Genomic DNA, 21,648 nt, shown 5'->3' with positions numbered 1-21,648 from the left:
CTTAATAAGAATCGTTATTCGATCAAATGGTTACACGGTATAGGTTTTACTGCTTTTCACCTGAGCTGAATCTTTACGTGAATCGGAATTTCGATGGCTAATGTCGCCCCTTGAGCCGGTACCGAAAGACAGCGGAGTTGCCCGCCGTGATCGCCCACTACGATAGCATAGCTAATCGATAACCCCAAACCCTTTCCTTTGCCCACTTCCTTCGTTGTAAAAAAGGGGTCAAATATGCGTGGTTTAACCTCTTCGGTTATGCCAGGTCCATTATCAGTAATATAAATACCCACTTGAAAGTTGGAGAGTAACTTCGTGCAAATAGTAATAGTAGGGATTGGGCTGCTATCATCTGCATCATTTGCCCAACTTTTTTGTGATTGCAACGCATCAATCGCATTAGTCAGGACGTTCATAAAAACCTGATTCATTTGCCCCGCGTAGCATTCTATCTTTGGCAGAGCCTCATACTCTTTTACCACTTTAATTATCGTTTGGTCTGCTTCATCTTTCAGCCGATGCTGCAAAACCATCAGCGTACTCTCAATTCCTTCATGGATATCCACCGCTTTCAACTCAGCTTGATCGAGGCGGGAAAAATTCCGCAGCGATTGCACTATTTCTCCGATTCGGTCAGCTCCTATGCTCATAGAAGCAATTAGCTTCGGCAAGTCATTCCTGAGAAAAGTGAAATCGATTGCCTCCAGTTGTTTCTGGATAGCTGCTGTGGGATTGGGGAAATCTTCTGTGTAGAGTTGCACCAGCCTCAGCAAATCTTCAGTGTACTCCCTTACGGGCGAGAGGTTCCCTTTAATGAAGCTAATCGGATTGTTAATTTCGTGAGCTACCCCTGCTACGAGATTCCCTAAACTTGACATTTTCTCGCTTTGGATGAGTTGAGCTTGCGTATGTTGTAACTGTTGTAGAGCCAGCTCTAGCTGGTGAGCTTTCTCCCGCTCTTTAGCTTCAGACTCCCGCAATCGCGCATTTTGATCGTGCAATTTTTGTTGCAAACGCTGAATAGTTAGTTGATTTTCGACACGAGCTAAAACTTCTTCTAAATGAAATGGCTTGGTGATGTAGTCTACTCCTCCCACAGCAAATGCTTTGACTTTATCCAATACTTGATCTAGGGCGCTCAAGAAAATAACTGGGATACCCGAAGTTCTGCCATCCGCTTTTAAATGTTGGCAAACTTCGTAGCCGTTCATCTGGGGCATCGTGATGTCGAGCAAAATCAAATCGGGTGGGGTAGAACGCGCTGCTTTTAATGCCATTTCCCCGTTTATTACGCCCCGAACTTTATACCCTTTGTCGCTCAGCATAGTGGATAAAAGACGCAGGTTGTCTGGGGTATCGTCAACCACTAAAAGATTTGCCAAATGAGATTCTAATTGATGACTGTTCATGGAATAATTTCTTCAGTTAAGTTAGTAATTTTATCAAAACGAAAGTTGTTAGCCCAATCAGCGATGGTCTCCGCGAAAGAAGTATTAGATGCGGGGGTTGCGGCGACCAAACTTAAAATTAGCTCTGCATCAGCATCGATAGCTCCATGATGTAACTGTATCACCCACTCCGCAGGCATTGTCGCCAAAGTTGTCCTTAAATGTTCAGTTTTTTCCCCTTCTTTTACACTCAATTCTTGACCCTCAAGTTGAGATAATGTAAAGTTCGGTAAATCTTCATAAATATACTGTACCCCTAAATGTTCAGCCATTTTCGCAAAAATAACTTCTTCTTGGAAAGGCTTGCTCACAAAATCGTCACAGCCTGATGCTAAAACAATGGCTCGCTCCTCCTCAAAAGCGCTAGCGGTCAACGCAACAATCGGGGTAGCCTCATCTTGAATCTTGGCTTTAATTTGTCTGGTGGCCTCATACCCGTCTATCACAGGCATTTGCATATCCATCCAAATTAGGTGAGGTTTCCAAGTTTCCCAGATTCTAATAGCTTCTTGACCATTTACTGCTTCGCGCACCTCCAAGCCAAGCGGTTCGAGAAGATGAATCAATAGCAAACGGCTCTCCCATTTATCATCAACCACCAAGATGCGATATGAGGGTTGGTTGGGTTCTAAACCAATTACCCGCCTTCTTGATTGTCGAGGTTGAACTTCAGCCATCTCAGGGGAGCTAATTTGGATATCAAAACTAAAAATTGTTCCTCGATTCAAGGTACTGCTGACGGTAATGTCTCCTCCCATCAGTTGTACGAATTGTCGGCTGATGGGTAAACCCAAGCCAGTTCCTTCTTGAGATTTCCGACCCGCGTCAGTTTGTACAAAAGCCTCAAATAAAGAATCTATCTCAGTAGGAGCAATGCCATAACCAGTGTCTTCCACTTCAAACGTAATAGTCCGTGGTTCGTTGTCTGTTGGGGACTTTTGTTTCGCACTAATTGCTGCAACCCGAAGCGTTACACTTCCCTTCGTAGTAAACTTTATCGCATTTCCTAGCAGATTAATTAAGACTTGACGCAATTTACTTTCGTCAGTTTTTACATACTGAGGAATGTTAGAATTGATGTGCCAACTGAGCTGTAAACCTTTAGAATCAGCTTTGAGTTTGAGCATTTCTTGGAGAGAATGGAGCAGGTGATACAGGTCAAAGCTAGTAGGATTTAAGGTAAGGCGACCTGTTTCGATTTTAGACATTTCCAGCACGTCATTAATCAGCGTCAGCAAATGCTCGCCAGAACGACTAATGATGCCGAGCTGTCCCTGCTGTATGTGAGAAAGGGATGAGTCGCGGGCTAACACTTGGGTAAAGCCGAGAATTGCATTGAGGGGAGTTCGCAGTTCGTGACTCATTTTTGATAAAAATTCGCTTTTAGCCTTGTTAGCCGCATCTGCAACTTCTTTGGCTTGCTGAATTTCTTGGCTGGCATAGTGAATTTCTTGGAACTTCTCCTGGAGAGCACCTGCCATGATTTGGAAGTTGTTTGTCAGGACATTGATTTCGGTTACGCGGCTGATGGGTAATTGTAATTCTTTACGTTCAATCAGCTTATTTGGTAAATTGGTGGTAAAGTTAGTCAGTTGCTGCAAAGGTTGAATTAGACGGTGGCTGATAAGTTTAGTCAGCAGGGGTGTCAACATCGCGATCGCAGTCAAGACTGCAAAACTATTTGTATAAAGTCTATTTAAGAGAACTAGATGGGGAGCACTAGCCATTTCGACGACTAATTGCCACGGAAAATTATCACCGATGGTTGCTTTCTGAACATAGAACGATTTTCGCCAGCGTACCGCCTTCGGCATATTTTGAACAATGGGAATCCAACGGTGGGTGGTGTCATCTACTTGCTGTATTTTGCCATTGTCATTGTGATCGAATGGTTGTAATAACTTGAGATCCTGACGAGTGCTGAGAATCACTTGCTGCTGCGAATTCAGCACGGTAATCAGATCTGTGGAGGCTGGATAATTCTGGGTTAACCAGCGATCGAGTGCATTAACATCAATTTCTGCCAATACCTGACCCACCAGACGATCGCCCTCCAAGATCGGCACGCTTTGAATCATGCTAGAGAAGTTAGTGCGATCGAGCAATATACTGTCAGAAAGTTTGGGCTGCTTCTCCATCAGAAACGAATTGTATTTTAATCGTTCCAGTTCGCTCGAAGTTGTGGGAATAGCTGATACAATGATTTTTCCTTGAGTATCAGTGATGTAAATATTGCGGAATTCTGGAAAGGCTTGCTCGACTAACTCAGTGGATGTTTGGAGGGCATTTGATTGAGACAAATTGCTATTCTTGGCAATGACTGCCAGTTCGGCCATCATGTTTTGGCTACGCTGCTGCCAGTTCCGCAGTTCTCTGCTTATACTCTGGGTTGTAGAGTTTAAATTTGCTAAGATATAACGTTCTTGCTGAGCGGTAGCCCCATCGCAGTTCCAAATCGTCAGGATGACAGTTGGGATAAACACAAAAGTAACGAACAAATTCAAGAGAGTTTGCTCAAAACTCATGATTTTCGTTGCTGGGGAACGACCGGTCCACTGAGCAATGGGCGTATGATTTAGAATTAAACTTGCTACTAAGGCGTTACAAATTAGATTGACTGGGTTTTTTAGTGACATAAATAGCACCAAACTGGGTTCAATCTTGCCAACGCCAGCATATAGTAACCACAACAAGGGAAACCCAATTAATCCCCAATAAATCACGTCGAGCAGAAGTAAGTTATTGCTGCGCCGTCGCAATCCCCAGCCGACAAAAAATGCTTCTAGGGTAAACAGGATAAAGCCGTAGGGATGTTTCCATAATAGGATTGTGTGGGAACCCGCGATCGCCCCTGCGAGCGTCCCCCAGCCCCATCCGTACAGTCTCACGACCAGCATGGTAAATACACTGCCAAATAGCCAGTCTAGATGGAAAATTATCGCAATGCTAAAGTAGTTACCTGCATAACTCAGGATTAGGAGGATGAGCAGGATTAGACTGGTTGACGATCGATACTGTGATTTCATGTTAATTAAATGTAAAATGAGATCGCTGTTAGATTCCAGACTTCTTCTAGTGTTGCGGGCGTGGATTTTGTCCTCTACCAACAGGACGAGTTTGAGCATATAAACGATGCCGGCTTTCACCGGACGATCGCGATCGGGTTAAGACTGGAACCAAAGGCTTTAGAAAACTTTTCCTCCGACTGGCCCAAAGCTCTTTCTGTCTGCATTCTGAGAGCAATTTCCTGTTGCAATTCTTGAGTTCTTTCTATAACCTTACGTTCCAGCGTTCGCGAGTAGCCCCCTAATTGGTCATATCGTTGGGCATTTTCAATGGAGATGGCAATTTGGGTAGATAACACTTTTAACCGCTATAGGCTATCTGTAGTCAAAGCCCGTTAAGTCAGGTTATTTTCCAGGTAAAGAATGCCTGCTAGCTTGCCTTGGTGCAGCAGAGGAGTGCAGAGAATCGATTTCGGTTGAGTGGCTGCAATATAAGGAGCGCAGGTAAATTGTCCCTCTTGGGTGGCGTTATTTAACATCACATTTCCCTGGGTGCGGATGACGTAGTTGGCGATCGCACTTGCAAGCACGCTAACTGCATCCTCCTTCACCGAACCTTCCGCTTCTAGCGCCCTGTTTCCCGCTTTTTCTAAAATCAAAAAACCTTTTTGGGTCCCCGCATTTTTGATAGCAATTTTCATCAATCTTTCCTGCAGCCTACTCAAAAATATTTCACCCGAAATCGCTTGCGAAGCTTTCATCACAGTAGTTAAATCTAGCGTAAGTAGGTAGGCGGAATTAAACTGATCTATGTAACAGTATGTAAACAGGGCTGACTTAGCCACGCTTAGGGCTAAGGATACTTTACAATCGTTTACAGAATTGCGTTTTACAGCGCGTACCTACTTATCTCCCAAATTGTTGCTAGTTGTTCTGTTATGCGATACCCAGGCAGGTCAGTAATTGTCTCCATTTTCCAGTCCTCAATAAATTGGGGGTTAGTATATCTCTAGTTTACTCAGTAAACCTGGAAAGTTCTCAATTGCCTTTAATCTGTTTGAACTTGTCAGTCCGCGTTCTGTACGAACGCTCGCAGCTCGTTCGATACTGAAGTCATATTATTAATTGTTTTACGGTTTTAGATTACCAACTGATAATAAGCGGCAATCCTGGTCGGAAATCTACCTGTTGTCCCTGCACTTCTCCATCAAAACCCAGCTCCACCAAATACTCGGTTCCTATCCGTAACTTTAGCTGATTTGTCTCAAGCACTGCTTGAAGTTCTGGTGACGGATTATTGGCAGCAGGACTGACTAATTCTACGCGAGTAATTTCACGTAAACCAACACCATGCTCCAAAGGCTGTGACTTCTGGGCCGAGTATTGATCTGGACGTTTACCAAAGGAAATTTGGAATAGCATCGGCTCAGTCAAAACATCACTATTTGTTCCTACTGCGATACTCATCGTTTCAGATAAATAAGGTGGACGATATGCCCAACTAGAAAATGCAACTGTGTCTTCAGAACCTTTGGCTGGACGCAAACAGATGCCAAATGGACACGCACCATTATTCCGATTTGTCGATCGCTCCCAAAGACGAGTCTGATGAATTGGCTCAGACTTCGCCTCTTCTGGATCGTGAACCCATAACAATTCCAACATTGCGTTATGGAAAAAGAAACAGCGATTGGCTGTACCTTGTCCGCGATGAATGCGAGATCCACCCTCAACTAAACCGAAGGATGATAAACGATTAGCTTCCGAAGCACCAATATCAGTAAGGATGAAAAGATGGTCGAATTCAAATGTCATAGCATTGTTCAGAGACTTGATCGATCGCTCCAGTAATTTTAATCCTCTGTGATTGCTTTTTTTGCGATCGCCACGCTTATGCTGCACAGCGTACTGTACCAAAGTCCCAAACCTCTAGTCAGTAAATCTTTCCCAATCTAAAATCTAAAATCGATAGTCCCAAACCTCTAGTCAGTAAATCTTTCCCAATCTAAAATCTAAAATCTAAAATCTAAAATCGATCGCCCCAACTTTCCCCAAGCTTCAAGTTACAACTAGATTGAGGAACCATCCGCCCGCATCCTGCAGTCTCAACATCCAGTTACCGACAATTCTGCTAAAGTCAGGTCATCCAAGGAGTGCATCTTGTAGAGACGCGATTCGCAGCCTCTGCCCCCACAGCAGTAAAATCCCATCACATTGTCACCTGCCACCCGATCGGCAGTAACTTAAAAATTAAGGTAGTTTGAAAATAATCGCCCAAAGTTGAAAGAAGCCTTGACATCTGACCTAAACTCTCTAACTTAGACCCTCTAGCTGCGCTGCCATCCATATTTAAAAGATGCCATGTCAACCTTAGTCATCGTCGAATCTCCGACCAAAGCCCGCACCATCCGCAACTTCCTGCCCTCCACCTACCGTGTAGAGGCATCGATGGGCCATGTCCGCGACCTACCATCCTCCGCCGAAGAAATACCAGAAGCCGTTAAAGGAGAAAAATGGGCGCAACTGGGCGTAAACGTGGAAGCAGACTTTGAACCCCTCTACGTCATCCCGAAAGATAAAAAGAAAATTGTTAAAGAACTCAAAGACGCCCTCAAAGACGCCACAGAACTGATTCTAGCCACTGACGAAGACCGGGAAGGCGAAAGCATTTCCTGGCATTTGCTGCAAATCCTCAAACCCAAAGTTCCCATCAAGCGGATGGTGTTTCACGAAATCACCCGCGAAGCTATCCGCGATGCTTTGACTCACTGCCGCGATATCGACAATCGAGTTGTACAAGCCCAAGAAACTCGCCGAATTCTCGACAGACTCGTCGGTTACACACTCTCTCCGCTACTGTGGAAAAAAATCGCTTGGGGTTTGTCCGCCGGTAGAGTACAGTCAGTCGCTGTACGCCTGTTGGTGCGCCGGGAACGCGAACGCCGCGCTTTCCGCCAAGGTAGCTACTGGGATTTGAAAGCCCTTTTGGAAAAGGGCAAGATTTCCTTTGATGCCAAACTCGTGACTGTCGGCAATGTGAAAGTTGCAAACGGCAGCGATTTTGATGAAAATACCGGGCAAATTATCTCCGGCCGCCGCGTACTTTTGCTGAACGAACAACAGGCGCGGGCTTTACTTTCACGCATTCAAAACAAACCCTGGACTGTCGGCAATATTGAAGAACGGCCAGTCACCCGCAAACCCTCGCCGCCGTTTACGACCTCGACTTTGCAGCAGGAAGCTAACCGTAAGCTGCGGCTGGGTGCGCGGGAAACTATGCGGATTGCCCAAAGTCTCTACGAACGCGGTTTTATCACCTATATGCGGACGGATTCGGTACATTTGTCCGAACAGGCGATCGAAGCGGCGCGCAGTTGCGTGCAAGAACTTTACGGCAGCGAATACCTCAGCCCCCAACCGCGCAAATACACCACCAAAAGCAAAGGCGCCCAGGAAGCCCACGAAGCTATCCGTCCCGCCGGCAGCACTTTTCGGACTCCCCAGCAAACGGGATTAGATGGCATTGATTTCCGCCTCTATGATTTGATTTGGAAGCGGACTGTCGCTTCTCAAATGGCCGATTCCCGCCAAACTCACGTTACGGTACAAACTCAAGTAGAAGATGCCGGTTTCCGTTCCAGCGGCAAACGCATTGATTTTCCCGGCTTTTTGCGGGCCTACGTGGAAGGTTCCGACGATCCGAATGCGGCGTTGGAAGACCAAGAGGTGATTTTGCCGGCGCTGAAGGTGGGGGATAAACCTAATTGTAAGGATTTAGGGGCAGTTGGCCACGAAACTCAACCTCCCGCCCGCTACACGGAAGCTTCTCTGGTCAAAATGCTAGAAAGCGAAGGTGTGGGCCGTCCGAGTACCTATGCGAGTATTATCGGTACAATTGTCGATCGAGGATATGCCAAATTAATAGCTAACGCCCTAATTCCGACATTCACCGCTTTCGCCGTCACGACTTTATTGGAAACACATTTTCCCGATTTAGTAGACACCGGTTTTACTTCCAGAATGGAACAAACCCTCGATGAAATTGCCACCGGCGAGGCGAAATGGCTGCCGTATTTGCAAAAGTTTTATACAGGGGAAACCGGACTCGCAACCCAAGTTAAAGAACAGGAAAGTCAGATTGACGCGAAAGTTGCCCGAACTGTGGTACTGGAGAATATTTCTGCTAAAGTCTGCATCGGCAAATTCGGCGCATACCTGGAATCTGAAAGCGAAGAAGGCCTGGTAAAAGCATCGATTCCCCAAGATTTGACGCCGGCCGATTTAGACCCGGAACAGGTGGAGTTTCTGTTAAAGCAAAAAATGGAAGGCCCGGAAAAATTGGGTCTTCACCCGCAAACCGGGGAACCGATTTATGTGCTGATTGGCAGTTATGGGCCATACGTTCAGTTAGGGGATGTTTCGGAAACGAACAAGAAACCGAAGCGGGCTTCTTTACCGAAGGGGACGGATAAGGATACCGTGACGCTGGATATGGCGGTGAGTTTGTTGACTTTACCTCGGTTGTTGGGCACTCACCCGGATACGGGGGCGAAGGTGCAAGCTAATTTGGGGATGTACGGGCCTTATGTGGTTCACGACCAGGGTAAGGTGGGTAAAGATTATCGATCGATCAAACCGCCTGATGATGTTTTGACGATAACGCTCGATCGGGCATTAGAGTTATTATCGCAGCCGAAAGCCGCCCGCGGCCGCAGCAAATCAGCCACACCTTTAAAGGAATTGGGCGCACATCCAGAGTCGGGAGAACCGATCAATGTTTACGACGGCCGCTACGGCCCCTATGTGAAACACGGCGATATCAATGCTTCTTTGTCGAAGGATGAATCTGTGGAGAATTTCACATTACAAAGAGCACTGGAATTGTTAGCAACCAAGGAAGCAGCGGGCCCAAAAACTAGCAGCAAGTCGAAGAAGTCAACTAAGGCAACTGCGGAGAAATCGGACACTGCAACGAAGAAGACGGCTGCGAAAAAAACCACTGCTAAAAAGACCGAGACGGCCGCGAAGAAAACCACTGCTAAAACAACGGAGACTGCGGCGAAGAAAACCACTGCTAAAAAGACGGCGACTGCGACAACAGCCAAGAAAACAACTAAGTAAAATTAGTTGAGTTTTCCCTCATCCCAAAAACTCGGTTTATTCAAAAAACCGGGTTTTTTTATTTATCAAATACTAGACAACATGACAAAAATAGGTTTGTAGTAAGGAGTTTAGTCCTGACAATTTTCTTCTCTTAGGTATTTGTCATCAGCCTCTGTACGGTTCGCGCGCCCCTATTTTTTGTGAGACATCTCAACTCAAACGCTTGTCAAGCCTAGCTTTTGGGCTTGATTGTCACCCGTCGGTCAAATCATCCTATTTACTTATTGACAATTGCTCTTCTCTGTTGAATTGTCAGGAAACGTATATATAAGGTTACAAATTGTATCACAAGCAACAGAAAGTACCCAATCTTTTATGTAGCGCCCTACAATGGACAAAAGAAACAAGATTAAGAGGCGCGAGTGCTATGGGTATCAATGAAAACCTAGACTGGGAAGAAGCATTTGAGTACCGAGCTGGCTTAACAGTGGAGTTGAAGTCCCAGCCTGGGGTTTTGCATACGATCGCTTACTATGAAGTGATGATGGTACCGCCCATCTGGTTAGAAAATGACCCGCGTCCCCGCTATTCTCACGAAGTGCGAGTCGTTTCGCAGCAGCCAACTGTGTCCAATGTTTGCCGGATTTCAGAGAGTCCTGTTTTAGTCGCCTCCTAAGTTTTTTCAGCGGGAAATATCGGCGATGGCATCTAGCCAGCAATCAAACCGATGCAGTGATTTTCGGATTGAGATTGCTTGAGTTTACTTTGTGGCGATCGCTTAAGATATAGATTGCGCCGAGAGTGCGATCGACTCGAATCACTTGACCTGTTAATGTTTCAAGTGAGGAAATAGCTTGATTAATGTTACCAGCCCTTCTTGTTACATCATCCTCTCCCCTACAGACAATAATTCCACCAGGGTCAGACTGTAAGCTGTGCAGTCTGATAAAATAACGGCAATTTTGAGTTAAAACAGCTCGATTTTCACTGACTGTAAAAGCTAAGACTTCTGCGTCCGGATTTTTTAGGTTATCCTTTCCGGCTGCTTGCACTGTCAGAATATTTTCCCCCATCCCGCGCAGCAATTCTACAATTTCTCTGGGAAATTGTTCGTCACCATAAAGACGCGCCATCATTTCAATCCTCGTCATTGTGGCGGATAGCTATTTCACTTTCATCGGGAAAAGCTGCCGCATAAGCCGACGCATTTGCTAAATCAGTAGCATTTAGTGTGGGATAGTTATCTAAGAGTCGAAACTCGTTCATACCCAAACGATGAAAGCTCACCACTTCCCAAATAGGAATGCCAGTATTTCTCATACAAGCGTCACCCCCACAGACACCGAGAGTTTGGCTAATTCCTTGGCAGGTGTTAGCTAAATTTTGCGTTAATAATTAGATAATATGTATTTGCTATTATACGCAATTCCTTTCTCTCTGCTCTCTTCCTCTGCGCCCTCTGCGCCTCTGCGGTTCATAAAAAAAAGCTTTTTCACAAATGAAATAGCATTGCTATATCTGTTTAAATTCAGGCTAAATCTCTCTCATTATAAAAAGTGATTGCCCTTTTACCCTGAGCTTAAACGAACCTAAAAAAAATTAACCCAAAAGGAGTCAGACTATTTTTAATTTTAGATTAAAGAATGGGGAATGACTGAGGACATAAAGCTTTGGATATTGCCTACAGTTAAATTTTTTTTGATAACTGGTATCAGCCATCAGCAGGCACAAAGTGAAATTAACTTCACCTATAAATCCTTATGGCTTCTACCTTGAGAAGTATCTTTTTGGGGACTGGCACAACACATCCTACGACTCGCAACATATACTACGGCTCAGTGCGGAGTGCACAGCCTACAAAAACTATTGTATAAATCATATTATGTATTGCTGAATTGCTTGATCCCCGCAAGTAGCCGCCTTCATTGCATCAAACTCGTGCAATATTTAGCCAGAAATTAACATTGATTTAAACTTTTATTTAGGTATAAACGAGCTAGAATTCAAGAGTTTGCGTGGAAGACATCGAGTTTAAAGACAAAATGTCACAGATAAAAAATTAATATCGATCGCACTTCTCGATCGCACTTTACAAAACAACCAAAACTCAGGAGTCAATCGCTGATGATGCTAGGAACAACCGAGATCCCGCAATTAAAGCCGCTTTCCGACTCAGAACTACATAAAATGAACGCCTACTGGCGGGCGGCAAACTACCTATCCGTCGGACAAATCTATCTCCTCGACAACCCCCTACTCAAAGAACCCCTCAAAATCGAACACGTCAAACCGAGACTCCTCGGACATTGGGGCACCACTCCAGGTTTAAACTTCATCTACGTTCACCTCAACCGCATCATCAAAGCCCAAGACCTCAACACCATCTACATCGCAGGCCCCGGACACGGCGGGCCGGGCTTGGTCGCCAACACCTATCTCGAAGGGACTTATACCGAATATTACTCGAACATTTCCCAAGATGAAGACGGTATCAAACGGCTGTTCAAACAGTTCTCCTTTCCCGGCGGTATCCCCAGCCACGTCGCCCCGGAAACCCCCGGTTCGATTCACGAAGGCGGCGAACTCGGCTACGCCCTGGTGCACGCTTACGGGGCGGCCTTCGACAATCCCGATTTGATTGTGGCGGCCGTTGTCGGCGACGGGGAAGCGGAAACCGGCCCGCTGGCTGCTAGCTGGCACTCTAACAAGTTTCTCAACCCGGTTCGAGACGGGGCTGTGTTGCCGATTTTGCACTTGAACGGCTACAAAATTGCCAATCCTACGCTGTTGGCCCGCATTCCGCGCGAGGAATTGGAAAGTTTGATGGTGGGTTACGGCTACAAACCTTATTGGGTGGAAGGTTCAGACCCGGAAACCATGCACCAGTTGATGGCTGCAACTCTCGATACTGCGATCGGCGAAATTAAGGCGATTCAGGAAAAAGCCCGGACGGAGGGCTATTCCGGTCGTCCCCAGTGGCCGATGATTGTGATGAAAACTCCCAAAGGCTGGACGGGGCCGAAGGATGTTGACGGTAAGAAAACTGAGGATTATTGGCGATCGCACCAAGTCCCACTTTCGGAAATGGCTTCTAAGCCGGGACACGTCCAACTCCTGGAAGATTGGATGAAAAGCTACAAGCCGGAAGAACTGTTCGACGAAAAGGGCAAGTTAATTCCCGAATTGGCAGAACTCGCACCCAAGGGATCTCGGCGGATGGGGGCAAATCCCCACGCTAACGGCGGCCTGCTGCTGCGAGACTTGAAAATGCCGGAATTTGAAGACTTTGCCGTTGACGTGCAAAAACCGGGCACTGTAATGGGAGAAGCAACCCGCGTTTGCGGCCGCTTCCTGCGAGAGGTGATGAAACTGAATCAGGAAAACGCGAATTTCCGCATTGTCGGGCCTGACGAGACGGCCTCAAACCGCCTCGATCCGGTGTTTGAAGTGACGAACCGGGTGTGGGCGGGGGAAATTTTGCCCGAAGACGACCACATCTCCCCCGACGGCCGGGTGATGGAAGTCCTCAGCGAACATCTATGTCAGGGATGGCTGGAAGGCTATTTGCTGACGGGACGCCACGGCTTTTTCTCTTGCTACGAGGCGTTTATTCACATCATCGATTCGATGTTCAACCAACACGCCAAGTGGTTGAAAACTACTAACGACATTCCTTGGCGCCGACCGATCGCCTCTCTCAACTACCTGCTAACTTCTCACGTTTGGCGGCAAGACCACAACGGTTTTTCTCACCAAGATCCCGGTTTTATCGACCACGTAATTAACAAGAAAGCGGAGGTTGTGCGGGTTTATTTGCCGCCGGATGCGAACACTTTGCTGTCAGTAACGGATCACTGTCTCCGCAGCCGCCACTATGTCAACGTGATTATTGCAGGGAAGCAGCCGGCATTGCAGTATTTGGATATGGATGCTGCGATTAAACACTGTACGGCGGGCATCGGCATTTGGGAGTGGGCTAGCAATGATAAAGGTGGCGAACCGGATGTGGTGATGGCTTGCGCGGGTGATGTTCCGACGCTGGAAACTTTGGCTGCTGTTGACATTCTCCGCCGAGATTATCCTGATTTAAAAGTGCGGGTGGTTAATGTGGTGGATTTGATGACTCTTCAGCCTTCGACAGAACATCCCCACGGTTTGTCTGACAAGGATTTTGATAGTTTATTCACGAAAGATAAGCCGGTAATTTTTGCTTTTCACGGCTATCCTTGGCTGATTCACCGATTGGCTTACCGCCGCACGAATCACTCGAATATTCACGTTCGGGGTTACAAGGAAGAGGGAACGACTACGACGCCGTTTGATATGGTGGTGGTTAATGACCTCGATCGATTCCATTTAGTTGGAGATGTACTCGATCGCGTTCCGAAACTGAGTTCTGTAGCAGCTTACGGCAAACAAGCTATCCGTGACAAGCTGATCGAGCACACGCAGTATATCACCAAGCACGGCGATGATATGCCGGAAATCCGCGACTGGAAGTGGCCGCACGCGGGCCCGGTTTCGCCGGAACCGCCGCAGGAAACGAAAGATCCGGCGGCGACTGCACAACAAGCCGTGCGATCGGGTGCACCGGGCTAGCGATATTCTGGGTAAGGACACGGCATTGCCGTGTCCGGCACAGGATCGTGGATTAGGACACGGCATTGCCGTGCCCTTACGGGATTCAATTTGTATTAGAATAAAGCTTCAGCAAGCAATGTCAATTTCGAGGTATGCGCCCGGAACAATCGTGTCGATCGCGTTCCGAATCTCGTCTTGATGTTTTTGAATGCGAGGCCAAGAAGTAGACAGCAAAACCACAATAGCAATTTGTCGGTTTGTCAGGTTTTGTTGATAACGCAAGTTGCGATCGGTCGTCACCAGCAGATTATACCCATCGCGTTCGGCAGTGTCGAGCAGATCGCCATTTGCTAATGTTGACCATCCACGTTCATAAGCAGTATCTACTGTATGACTCAGCAGCGATCGGCGCAACGGTACTGGCGTACCTTGATCGAACAATATCTTCATGCCACCATCTGCGTTAACGAGACTAGCGCGCGATCGAGTAATACCTCAACTTGGGCGCGAGTTACTCCCGGAAACCATTCTAGAAACTGGTCAATAGAGGCCCCATCTTTAAGGTTCTCGAAAAAGGCAGCAACAGGTACGCGCGTGCCCCGAAATACCCATGCACCGCTTACCTTGCTTGGATGGCGTTCAATGACTTCAAAAAGGTCTATAGTCTGCATGACATTCCTCGCTTGTTGCGGATGAAGTAAAACAACTAAGATAGAATTAATTTTAGCATAAATCAACGGTGGTTTAGGATTTGTACATTCAAAAGAGGCGGTAATGCTTAAAGAAATAGAAATCCAAAATTTTAGGTGCTTTGAGCAAATCAAAATTTCTGGGTTTGAAAGAGTCAATTTAATCGGCGGTAAAAATAATGCTGGCAAGACAGCCTTGCTAGAAGCAATTTTTCTCAATGTTGTTCCCGGCAATACCAGTCTAGCAATACTAAGATATCTGAGAAGAGAGCCATCAAAAGCCATAGAAGCTATGCCCGATCGAGCTTGGGATAACTTATTCTATTTACTAAAAAAAGAGAGATTTATAGTAATTATTGGAACAGATGACAACAAGAACATCAATAAAGTAGAAATTAAAGTAGAAATTAATTCACCTGACTCTAGTATAATTATTGCATTCATGAGAAACGAAGACGCATTTAATGGGTTATTAGAAATAGTCCCTCCCCGAAGTTTAATGCGTGATAGAAGTTCCGCTATTGACGAAGTACCAATAATTCCCTCCTTTATCAAGATTTCGGGAAGAGAACTCACAGAAGCATACGATAACGCCCGTTTGGATGACAAAGATAGCGAAGTTTTGAAAGCTTTTCAAATCCTCGATCCTGCCATCGAATCTGTAGAAAGTTTTTCGATTGGGGAACCCACGCTCTACGTGAGAAGAAAAGGTGAGAAGCGTTTGCCTTTATCATTGTTTGGAGATGCAATGAATAGGGTTGCACATATTATGCTTAAATTAGTCATTAATAAACATAAAATATTGCTAGTCGATGAGATAGAAAATGGCATACACCATACAAGTCAGCGGGAGTTTTGGAGAGTGTTATTTCGGTTGGCGGTTGAACTGGATACGCAGATTTTTGCTACAACGCACAGTTTAGAGATGCTTCAAGCATTTGCTGATGTGGGTTTAGAACAAAATCAGGAATGCAGCAGCGCATATTTTGAACTTGCAAGGAAACTCAAAACAAATCAAATCATCGGAAGTCGGCTCGATTTGGAAACTTTGAATTACGCACTAGAGCATCAAGAAGGAGTGAGAGGTGAGTAATATTGTCATAGTAGAAAGTAAAAATGATAAATTTTTCATGCAGGCAATGGTTGAGAAACTCAACTGCGATATCCAGGTAGAAAAACCTATTTATATAGATGATTATGCACCTTTGGAAGGCTTGAGCGAAACAGAGTTAATCAAAGCTTTAAAAAATTTAATAAGAAAAATTGACCGAAAAGATATCGAAAAGATTGGAATTATTATCGATATTGATAATTTTTCAGAGCAAGAACGGCTGAAATTTGTAGATAGATGTATAGAACCAGTGTTTAAAGCTGAAAGCTTGTCAAGCACTAAACAATTTATCGATATTTGTACAGATCATGGAACAAATGCAAAATTGGCTTGTTACTTTACAAATGTTGGAGGTAAAGGCGAACTGGAAACGCTTTTAAAAGCAATAAAGGCTAGAGAATCACCTCATGCTGATTGTTTGAATAGCTGGAAAACTTGCATAGAAAGCCAGGGACAGCAAATTAACCAGAAAGGTTTTGATAAATTCTGGGTGAGCATCTATCTCAGGTATGATACTTGCTCAGATAAGGAAGAGAAACAAGCTGGAAGGAAATGCAGTATGTCTGGGTTTGATTATGTTATGGAACAGAAAAAAGATATTTGGGATTGGGATAATCCTGCACTCGATGATTTGAAGGAGTTTTTTAAACTCTTTTGCTAACATAGTAAAATTCACACAGAATTAACTCATGAGCTTAAAAATTTACTTTCTGCGACACGGTGAAACGACTTACAGCAAGACTGGCGGCTTCTGCGGCGCGATCGACCCAGAATTAACGCCCGAAGGTTCTCAAATGGCAGAACAGTTTGCCGCCACTTACGCAAAATTGCCTTGGAATGCTGTTTATGTCAGTCCCATGAAACGCACAATTGCTACTGCAAAACCTTTGTGCGATGCTGTGGGAATAGAAATGCAGCTTCGCGACGGACTGAGGGAAATTAAGTACGGTGAGTGGGAAGGCAAAACAGTAGAAGAGGTCAAAAAAGAATACGAAGAAGATTATATTAACTGGCTGACTGAACCTGCTTGGAATGCACCGACGAATGGCGGCGAAACTTCTGTGGGAATTGCTAGCAGATCGTCCTTAGTTATCGCAGAAATTGAGGAAAAGTACAAAAGCGGTAATGTTTTGGTTGTCTCGCACAAAGCGACTATTAGAATTATTCTGTGCAGTTTGTTGGGGATTGATTTGGGACGTTATCGCTATCGCATTGGCGCTTTAGCAGCTTCTGTCAGTATTGTTAAGTTTGACGTGCGCGGGCCGCTGCTGGAGGTTTTGGGCGATCGATCGTACATGGATGAAAACCTCCGCAATTTACCCGGTACTTGAAATTGTGGTTAAGGTGCGCTGGGCGCACCCTACAGTCTGCAACTAAATCGCACCGATGTAAGACAATCCTAAAATCGTACCTGTTCCCAAAATATGACCAAACGCCAGACTTCCCACAACTGCACCCAAGCTCAAACCGCCCAACATAGAGGGCGCGGCTGGCCCTGTGTGACGATTTTGGATGGTTGATTTGCCGATCGCAATAGCTAAAATATTGCAAAGAATCATAATCAAACCAGTCGTGGGGCTCCACTCTACGGTTCTGGCGACAGTGGCAAGTAAAATTGGTGTAAACATCGATCGGCTCCTTAAACTTTAGTAAATGAAAATCTGCATAGAAGATATATCAAAAAAATGCAACTGTTAGCTACACATTGCATTAACAGTTAATTTTTCGACATATTTCTTAATAGTTTTCCCCGGATCCCAAGATTTTTTAGTCCCCCTCTGCTGGGACGAAAGTTTGACAAGACGCGATTTCAATAGCCTAGCGATCGAAAGAACGAATCAACAGGACATAATAAAGCATGAAAATACTGGTGTTAAATGCGGGTTCTAGCAGTCAAAAGAGCTGTCTTTACGAGTTAAACGATGTCCTGCCCGATCGCCCGCCACAACCCGTCTGGGAAGCGCAAATTGACTGGAATCACCGCGAAGGTGTGGCCCAGTTGAAGGTCGAAACTGCCTCGGGAACTGCACTTGAGGAAGAATTCGCCTCAGACTCTCGCGAAGCCGCCATTTCTCGAATGCTGGAGACTCTCTGGCAGGGTAAAACTCAAGTTATTAATAGTTTAAAGGAGATTGATATTGTCGGCCACCGCGTGGTACATGGTGGACAAGACTATCAGCAAAGTACGTTGATTTCGCCGGATGTTAAAGAGGCGATCGCCCGTTTATCGGTTTTCGCCCCCGTACACAATCCCGTCAACCTCGAAGGCATCGAAGCCCTGGAAAAAATCCTCCCAAACGTGCCGCAAGTAGCAGTGTTTGATACAGCTTTTCACGCGCAATTGCCGCCGGCCGCCTTTGTTTATCCCGGCCCCTACGAATGGCTGGAAAACGGGATTCGCCGCTACGGTTTTCACGGCATTAGCCATCAATATTGCGCGCGCAGGGCGGCTCAAATTCTCAACCGCGATTTAACCGATTTGCGGCTGATTAGCTGTCATTTGGGCAACGGCTGTTCTCTGGCGGCGATTCGCGGGGGCGTGAGTGTTGACACGACAATGGGTTTTACGCCTTTGGATGGTTTGATGATGGGAAGTCGATCGGGTGCGATCGATCCGGGGATTATAATTCATTTGTTAAGGCGAGAAGATTTAACTTCTGAAAAATTAGATAATATTCTCAATCGTAATTCTGGTTTAAAAGGGATTTCTGGGGTATCTAGCGATATGCGGCAGATTGGAGATGCGATCGCCCAAGGTAATCAGAGAGCTCAACTTGCTTTGGATATTTACATCCACCGTTTGCGTGCCGGAATTGGTGCCATGCTGGCGAGTTTAGGAGGGTTGGATGCTTTAATTTTTACGGCGGGAGTTGGGGAAAATTCTGCTGTTGTACGGGCTGCCGCTTGCGAAGCTTTTGGATTTATCGGGTTAAAATTGGATGGGGATAAAAATCAACAGTCACCGATCGATCAAGATATTGCGGCAGTGGATTCGGCGGTGAGAATTTTGCTAATTCACACACAGGAGGATTGGGAAATTGCGCGAGAATGCTGGAAACTTTATCACTAACTTATTTTATGAATTCCTTCAACAGCGATGCCCGCTCAGCCTCGCAGAAGGGTCAACAATCACGAACGGCGCAACCGGAATATATCTAATTCATCTGCGTTAATCTGTGTTTATCTGCCCTCATGGGCGGTAAAAAAAAGAGAATGTATTCACCGCACATGACAATGGATGGACGCGGATTTACGCAGATAAAGAGAGACGTTTATTCTTCCATTTTTCCTGAAACATCATTACTCTTTCAGCAATGCTGTGGGTTGAGGGTGGCGCAAATTACAAAACTTGCCTGGGGGCGATCGGAATTTCAATAATAAACTCGCTCCCCTCTCCGGGTGCAGAAACGCAAGTCAATTTTCCGCCATGAGAACTCACAACAATTGAGTGAGAAATAGACAATCCCAAACCAGTTCCCGAACCCACGGGCTTAGTTGTAAAAAATGGGTCGAATATCTTGTGCAGCACCTCAGTGCTCATCCCCGGCCCGCTGTCGGCAATTCTAATGATGACAGAATTCCTGTCACTCACCTCTGTAGAAATTGTAATAGTAGGCTGTTGATGAGATTTTTCCGGGCAATCTCTTGCTACGAGGAGAGCATCGATCGCATTGGTGAGAATATTCATAAACACCTGATTGAGTTGTCCGGCGTAGCATTCCACCAAGGGTAGAGAACCGTAGTCTTGAATCACCTCAATAGACGGTCGTTCCGGTCTATTTTTGAGGCGGTGTTGCAAAATCAGTAGGGTGCTGTTAATACCCTCATGGATATCCACTGCTTTAAAATCTGCTTCGTCCATCCGTGAAAAGTTCCGCAACGACAGGACAATTTGGCGGATGCGATCGGTACCCATTTTCATCGAAGACAGCATTTTGGGCAGGTCTTCTTGCAAGAACTCCAGGTCGATTTCTTCGGCTACGATTTGAATTTCGTCAGCAGGGTTAGGATACTGCTGTTGATAAAGCTGCACCAACTTTAACAAATCTTGGGCGTATTGCTGTGTATGGACGAGGTTGCCGTGAATGAAGTTGACTGGGTTGTTAATTTCGTGGGCGACTCCACCAACCATTTGCCCCAAACTCGACATTTTTTCGCTATGAATTATCTGTGATTGGGTGCGTTGCAATTCAATTAGGGCGTTCTTGAGTTCAACGGTGCGGTATTCCACCCGGTCTTCTAATTCTGCATTACTTTTTTCTAAGGCGGTAAACGATTCGCGCAGTTGTCTTGCCATCTGGTTAAAGGAGTTGGCAAGGGCGTTAAGTTCTTGAATACGGCTGTCTTCTACAGCTTGGTCGAAGTTGCCAGATGTTATTGCCTCACTCGCCCGGTTCAGTCGCAGAATCGGACGCGCAATCCAGCCGGAGGTGAGAACGCCCATCCCACAAGCTACCCCCAATGCTGCTAAGCAGAGCAAGATTGTGGTGCGGGTGTTGGCATCAATCTGTGCCATGAACTCGCTTTCTGGCACACTCACCACCACTAACCAATCCAATCCATATTGGTCGCGCCAGGGAGTGAGTTGCACATAGTAGAGTTCTCCCTGAAAATCAAGTCGGAGATTGGTGTCTTTAGAAATGGATTGAAACCCTTTGAAGCGTTGCTGGATTTGTTTGGCAATTCCCTGCACTATGGGATTGGGACTGTCGATCGCCTTCAAACGCCGAATCTCGTCTTTGACGGTGGTAAAGGGTTGTTCTTTCGCAGAATTAGCAATCAACATTCCATTGCGCTCGATGATGAAAACCTGCCCTGAGCTACTGACATCTATATTCCGTAAGAAAGCGCTCAGTTTCAACAGATGGATATCGACTCCAACCATTCCTAGCAAGCGATTATTTGTGTCATAGATGGGGCGACCCGCCGAGGCAATGATGTAGGGATAATTGGGATAATTCATGGTGACGATCCGCGACCAGATGGGTTTACCTGCTTTCACTGGTTCGGTGTACCAGGGTTCTTGGAAGCTGTTCCAATCATAAGTAGTCAGGACGTGAGTGCGATCGCCTTTGTTATCGGTGGCATAGTTGGTGACATTATTCGGCGGTTTAGGACTCCAATCATCAATCGTGACGGTTTGGCCGCCGTAGCGTCCGGCTCCTACTCCCTCACCCGTGGTCAGTGCTATGCCGATGAAGCTTAGGTTATAGGCCTGCATTTGGTGCCAGAAATACTTACCGACGGTTTGGCGATCGCGCACATCTAGCAATCCCATCCGAATCGCATCGGCGTTAATCTTAATCACTTGATGCGGAATAGATAAATAAGCCTCCAGATGTTGATTCACCGAAATGCTGGTTCGATCCATCAACCGATCCGCCAGGTCGTTTACCGCTTTCTGTCCATTTTTGAACGACAAATATCCCACCAGACCGACCGCTCCAAAGATTTGCAAAACAAATGGCACGATCAGTATGAGCTGCAATGGGATCGCCTTAGTTTTGCCGAAGTAACGTATATTCATGATCTGAAATTACTTTTATTTTAGTATGATCTACTATTTACAGTTCGATCGTGAAGATACACACTATTTACTTTTTTCATTAAAAATCCGACACTTTTTATGCTTTACCGGAACCTTGCTCCCTCGTCGTGATCGACAGTCCTCATGGTGGCTGCAAAAGGGCGATTGCCCTATTATGAAAACC

The 21,648-nt window shown here is 45.8% G+C and carries 18 protein-coding genes; 7 read left to right on the top strand and 11 right to left on the bottom strand.

Going from position 1 to position 21,648, the window contains the following annotated elements; genetic code table 11:
* Positions 1 to 56 precede the first annotated feature (56 nt).
* From QUB33_RS13055 to QUB33_RS13035, 5 genes are all read right to left on the bottom strand, one after another.
* Entirely contained in the window at positions 57 to 1,409 is a 1,353-nt protein-coding gene (locus tag QUB33_RS13055; protein WP_333351012.1) for a response regulator, read from the bottom strand.
* Entirely contained in the window at positions 1,406 to 4,594 is a 3,189-nt protein-coding gene (locus QUB33_RS13050) for an ATP-binding protein (RefSeq protein ID WP_333351009.1), read from the bottom strand. The genes QUB33_RS13055 and QUB33_RS13050 overlap by 4 nt, the downstream gene beginning before the upstream one ends.
* Complete coding sequence (locus QUB33_RS13045; RefSeq protein WP_333351007.1) at positions 4,591 to 4,812, bottom strand: hypothetical protein; 222 nt, start codon at positions 4,810 to 4,812, stop codon at positions 4,591 to 4,593. The genes QUB33_RS13050 and QUB33_RS13045 overlap by 4 nt, the downstream gene beginning before the upstream one ends.
* A 36-nt stretch (positions 4,813 to 4,848) precedes the next feature.
* Positions 4,849 to 5,214: a GAF domain-containing protein gene (locus QUB33_RS13040; protein WP_333351005.1), complete on the bottom strand. Its 366-nt coding sequence runs from the start codon at positions 5,212 to 5,214 to the stop codon at positions 4,849 to 4,851.
* Between the two features lie 382 nt (positions 5,215 to 5,596).
* Positions 5,597 to 6,370, bottom strand: a complete 774-nt coding sequence (locus QUB33_RS13035) for a VOC family protein (RefSeq protein WP_333351003.1) — start codon at positions 6,368 to 6,370, stop codon at positions 5,597 to 5,599.
* A gap of 444 nt (positions 6,371 to 6,814) precedes the next feature.
* Here QUB33_RS13035 and topA point away from each other — a divergent pair, with 444 nt between their 5' ends.
* Positions 6,815 to 9,574, top strand: a complete 2,760-nt coding sequence (gene topA / locus QUB33_RS13030) for a type I DNA topoisomerase (RefSeq protein WP_333351001.1) — start codon at positions 6,815 to 6,817, stop codon at positions 9,572 to 9,574.
* 409 nt (positions 9,575 to 9,983) lie between these two features.
* The gene (locus QUB33_RS13025) at positions 9,984 to 10,232 is read left to right on the top strand and encodes a hypothetical protein (protein WP_333350999.1); all 249 of its coding nucleotides are present in this window, start codon (positions 9,984 to 9,986) and stop codon (positions 10,230 to 10,232) included.
* Between the two features lie 43 nt (positions 10,233 to 10,275).
* Here the strand turns inward: QUB33_RS13025 and QUB33_RS13020 are convergent, their stop codons facing one another.
* Entirely contained in the window at positions 10,276 to 10,707 is a 432-nt protein-coding gene (locus QUB33_RS13020) for a DUF5615 family PIN-like protein (RefSeq protein WP_333350997.1), read from the bottom strand.
* Positions 10,694 to 10,915 carry a DUF433 domain-containing protein gene (locus QUB33_RS13015; RefSeq protein ID WP_333351067.1) on the bottom strand — a complete coding sequence of 74 codons (222 nt, stop codon included), beginning with the start codon at positions 10,913 to 10,915 and terminating at the stop codon, positions 10,694 to 10,696. The genes QUB33_RS13020 and QUB33_RS13015 overlap by 14 nt, the downstream gene beginning before the upstream one ends.
* Positions 10,916 to 11,680: 765 nt before the next feature.
* Here QUB33_RS13015 and QUB33_RS13010 point away from each other — a divergent pair.
* Positions 11,681 to 14,155, top strand: a complete 2,475-nt coding sequence (locus QUB33_RS13010; protein WP_333350995.1) for a phosphoketolase family protein — start codon at positions 11,681 to 11,683, stop codon at positions 14,153 to 14,155.
* A 108-nt stretch (positions 14,156 to 14,263) separates the two neighbouring features.
* Here QUB33_RS13010 and QUB33_RS13005 read toward each other — a convergent pair whose 3' ends face one another.
* Positions 14,264 to 14,587 carry a hypothetical protein gene (locus tag QUB33_RS13005; RefSeq protein ID WP_333285470.1) on the bottom strand — a complete coding sequence of 108 codons (324 nt, stop codon included), beginning with the start codon at positions 14,585 to 14,587 and terminating at the stop codon, positions 14,264 to 14,266.
* On the bottom strand, positions 14,584 to 14,808 hold the full coding sequence (locus QUB33_RS13000) for a DUF433 domain-containing protein (RefSeq protein ID WP_333350993.1): 225 nt from the start codon (positions 14,806 to 14,808) through the stop codon (positions 14,584 to 14,586). The genes QUB33_RS13005 and QUB33_RS13000 overlap by 4 nt, the downstream gene beginning before the upstream one ends.
* 103 nt (positions 14,809 to 14,911) lie before the next feature.
* Here QUB33_RS13000 and QUB33_RS12995 point away from each other — a divergent pair, with 103 nt between their 5' ends.
* The 3 genes from QUB33_RS12995 to QUB33_RS12985 are packed head-to-tail and all read left to right on the top strand — an operon-like array spanning position 14,912 to position 17,268.
* Positions 14,912 to 15,919 (top strand): AAA family ATPase, encoded by a 1,008-nt coding sequence (locus tag QUB33_RS12995; protein ID WP_333350991.1) that lies wholly within the window; start codon positions 14,912 to 14,914, stop codon positions 15,917 to 15,919.
* Complete coding sequence (locus tag QUB33_RS12990) at positions 15,912 to 16,598, top strand: DUF3226 domain-containing protein (RefSeq protein WP_333350988.1); 687 nt, start codon at positions 15,912 to 15,914, stop codon at positions 16,596 to 16,598. Before QUB33_RS12995 ends, QUB33_RS12990 begins: the two co-directional genes overlap by 8 nt.
* Positions 16,599 to 16,626: 28 nt before the next feature.
* Complete coding sequence (locus QUB33_RS12985; protein WP_333350986.1) at positions 16,627 to 17,268, top strand: histidine phosphatase family protein; 642 nt, start codon at positions 16,627 to 16,629, stop codon at positions 17,266 to 17,268.
* A gap of 42 nt (positions 17,269 to 17,310) precedes the next feature.
* Here QUB33_RS12985 and psaK read toward each other — a convergent pair whose 3' ends face one another.
* On the bottom strand, positions 17,311 to 17,565 hold the full coding sequence (gene psaK / locus QUB33_RS12980; protein ID WP_333350984.1) for a photosystem I reaction center subunit PsaK: 255 nt from the start codon (positions 17,563 to 17,565) through the stop codon (positions 17,311 to 17,313).
* A 230-nt stretch (positions 17,566 to 17,795) separates the two neighbouring features.
* Here psaK and QUB33_RS12975 point away from each other — a divergent pair, with 230 nt between their 5' ends.
* Positions 17,796 to 19,007, top strand: a complete 1,212-nt coding sequence (locus QUB33_RS12975) for an acetate kinase (RefSeq protein WP_333350981.1) — start codon at positions 17,796 to 17,798, stop codon at positions 19,005 to 19,007.
* Between the two features lie 270 nt (positions 19,008 to 19,277).
* On the opposite strand, the gene QUB33_RS12970 is transcribed toward QUB33_RS12975, so the two are convergent.
* Positions 19,278 to 21,464: an ATP-binding protein gene (locus QUB33_RS12970; protein WP_333350979.1), complete on the bottom strand. Its 2,187-nt coding sequence runs from the start codon at positions 21,462 to 21,464 to the stop codon at positions 19,278 to 19,280.
* Positions 21,465 to 21,648 lie beyond the last annotated feature (184 nt).

Source organism: Microcoleus sp. B3-A4 (genome assembly GCF_036705385.1).
Lineage (GTDB): Bacteria > Cyanobacteriota > Cyanobacteriia > Cyanobacteriales > Microcoleaceae > Microcoleus.
Note: the sequence above shows the minus strand (reverse complement) of the source record. Positions and strands in the feature narration are given on the sequence as shown.

Excerpts from the sequence above, each read along its gene's own strand:
- QUB33_RS13055 (WP_333351012.1), bottom strand. The coding sequence starts at position 1,409 with ATGAACAGTCATCAATTAGAATCTCATTTGGCAAATCTTTTAGTGGTT.
- QUB33_RS13040 (WP_333351005.1), bottom strand. The coding sequence starts at position 5,214 with ATGAAAGCTTCGCAAGCGATTTCGGGTGAAATATTTTTGAGTAGGCTG.
- topA (WP_333351001.1), top strand. The coding sequence starts at position 6,815 with ATGTCAACCTTAGTCATCGTCGAATCTCCGACCAAAGCCCGCACCATC.
- QUB33_RS13025 (WP_333350999.1), top strand. The coding sequence starts at position 9,984 with ATGGGTATCAATGAAAACCTAGACTGGGAAGAAGCATTTGAGTACCGA.
- QUB33_RS13020 (WP_333350997.1), bottom strand. The coding sequence starts at position 10,707 with ATGACGAGGATTGAAATGATGGCGCGTCTTTATGGTGACGAACAATTT.
- QUB33_RS13010 (WP_333350995.1), top strand. The coding sequence starts at position 11,681 with ATGATGCTAGGAACAACCGAGATCCCGCAATTAAAGCCGCTTTCCGAC.
- QUB33_RS13005 (WP_333285470.1), bottom strand. The coding sequence starts at position 14,587 with ATGAAGATATTGTTCGATCAAGGTACGCCAGTACCGTTGCGCCGATCG.
- QUB33_RS13000 (WP_333350993.1), bottom strand. The coding sequence starts at position 14,808 with ATGCAGACTATAGACCTTTTTGAAGTCATTGAACGCCATCCAAGCAAG.
- QUB33_RS12995 (WP_333350991.1), top strand. The coding sequence starts at position 14,912 with ATGCTTAAAGAAATAGAAATCCAAAATTTTAGGTGCTTTGAGCAAATC.
- QUB33_RS12985 (WP_333350986.1), top strand. The coding sequence starts at position 16,627 with ATGAGCTTAAAAATTTACTTTCTGCGACACGGTGAAACGACTTACAGC.
- psaK (WP_333350984.1), bottom strand. The coding sequence starts at position 17,565 with ATGTTTACACCAATTTTACTTGCCACTGTCGCCAGAACCGTAGAGTGG.
- QUB33_RS12975 (WP_333350981.1), top strand. The coding sequence starts at position 17,796 with ATGAAAATACTGGTGTTAAATGCGGGTTCTAGCAGTCAAAAGAGCTGT.
- QUB33_RS12970 (WP_333350979.1), bottom strand. The coding sequence starts at position 21,464 with ATGAATATACGTTACTTCGGCAAAACTAAGGCGATCCCATTGCAGCTC.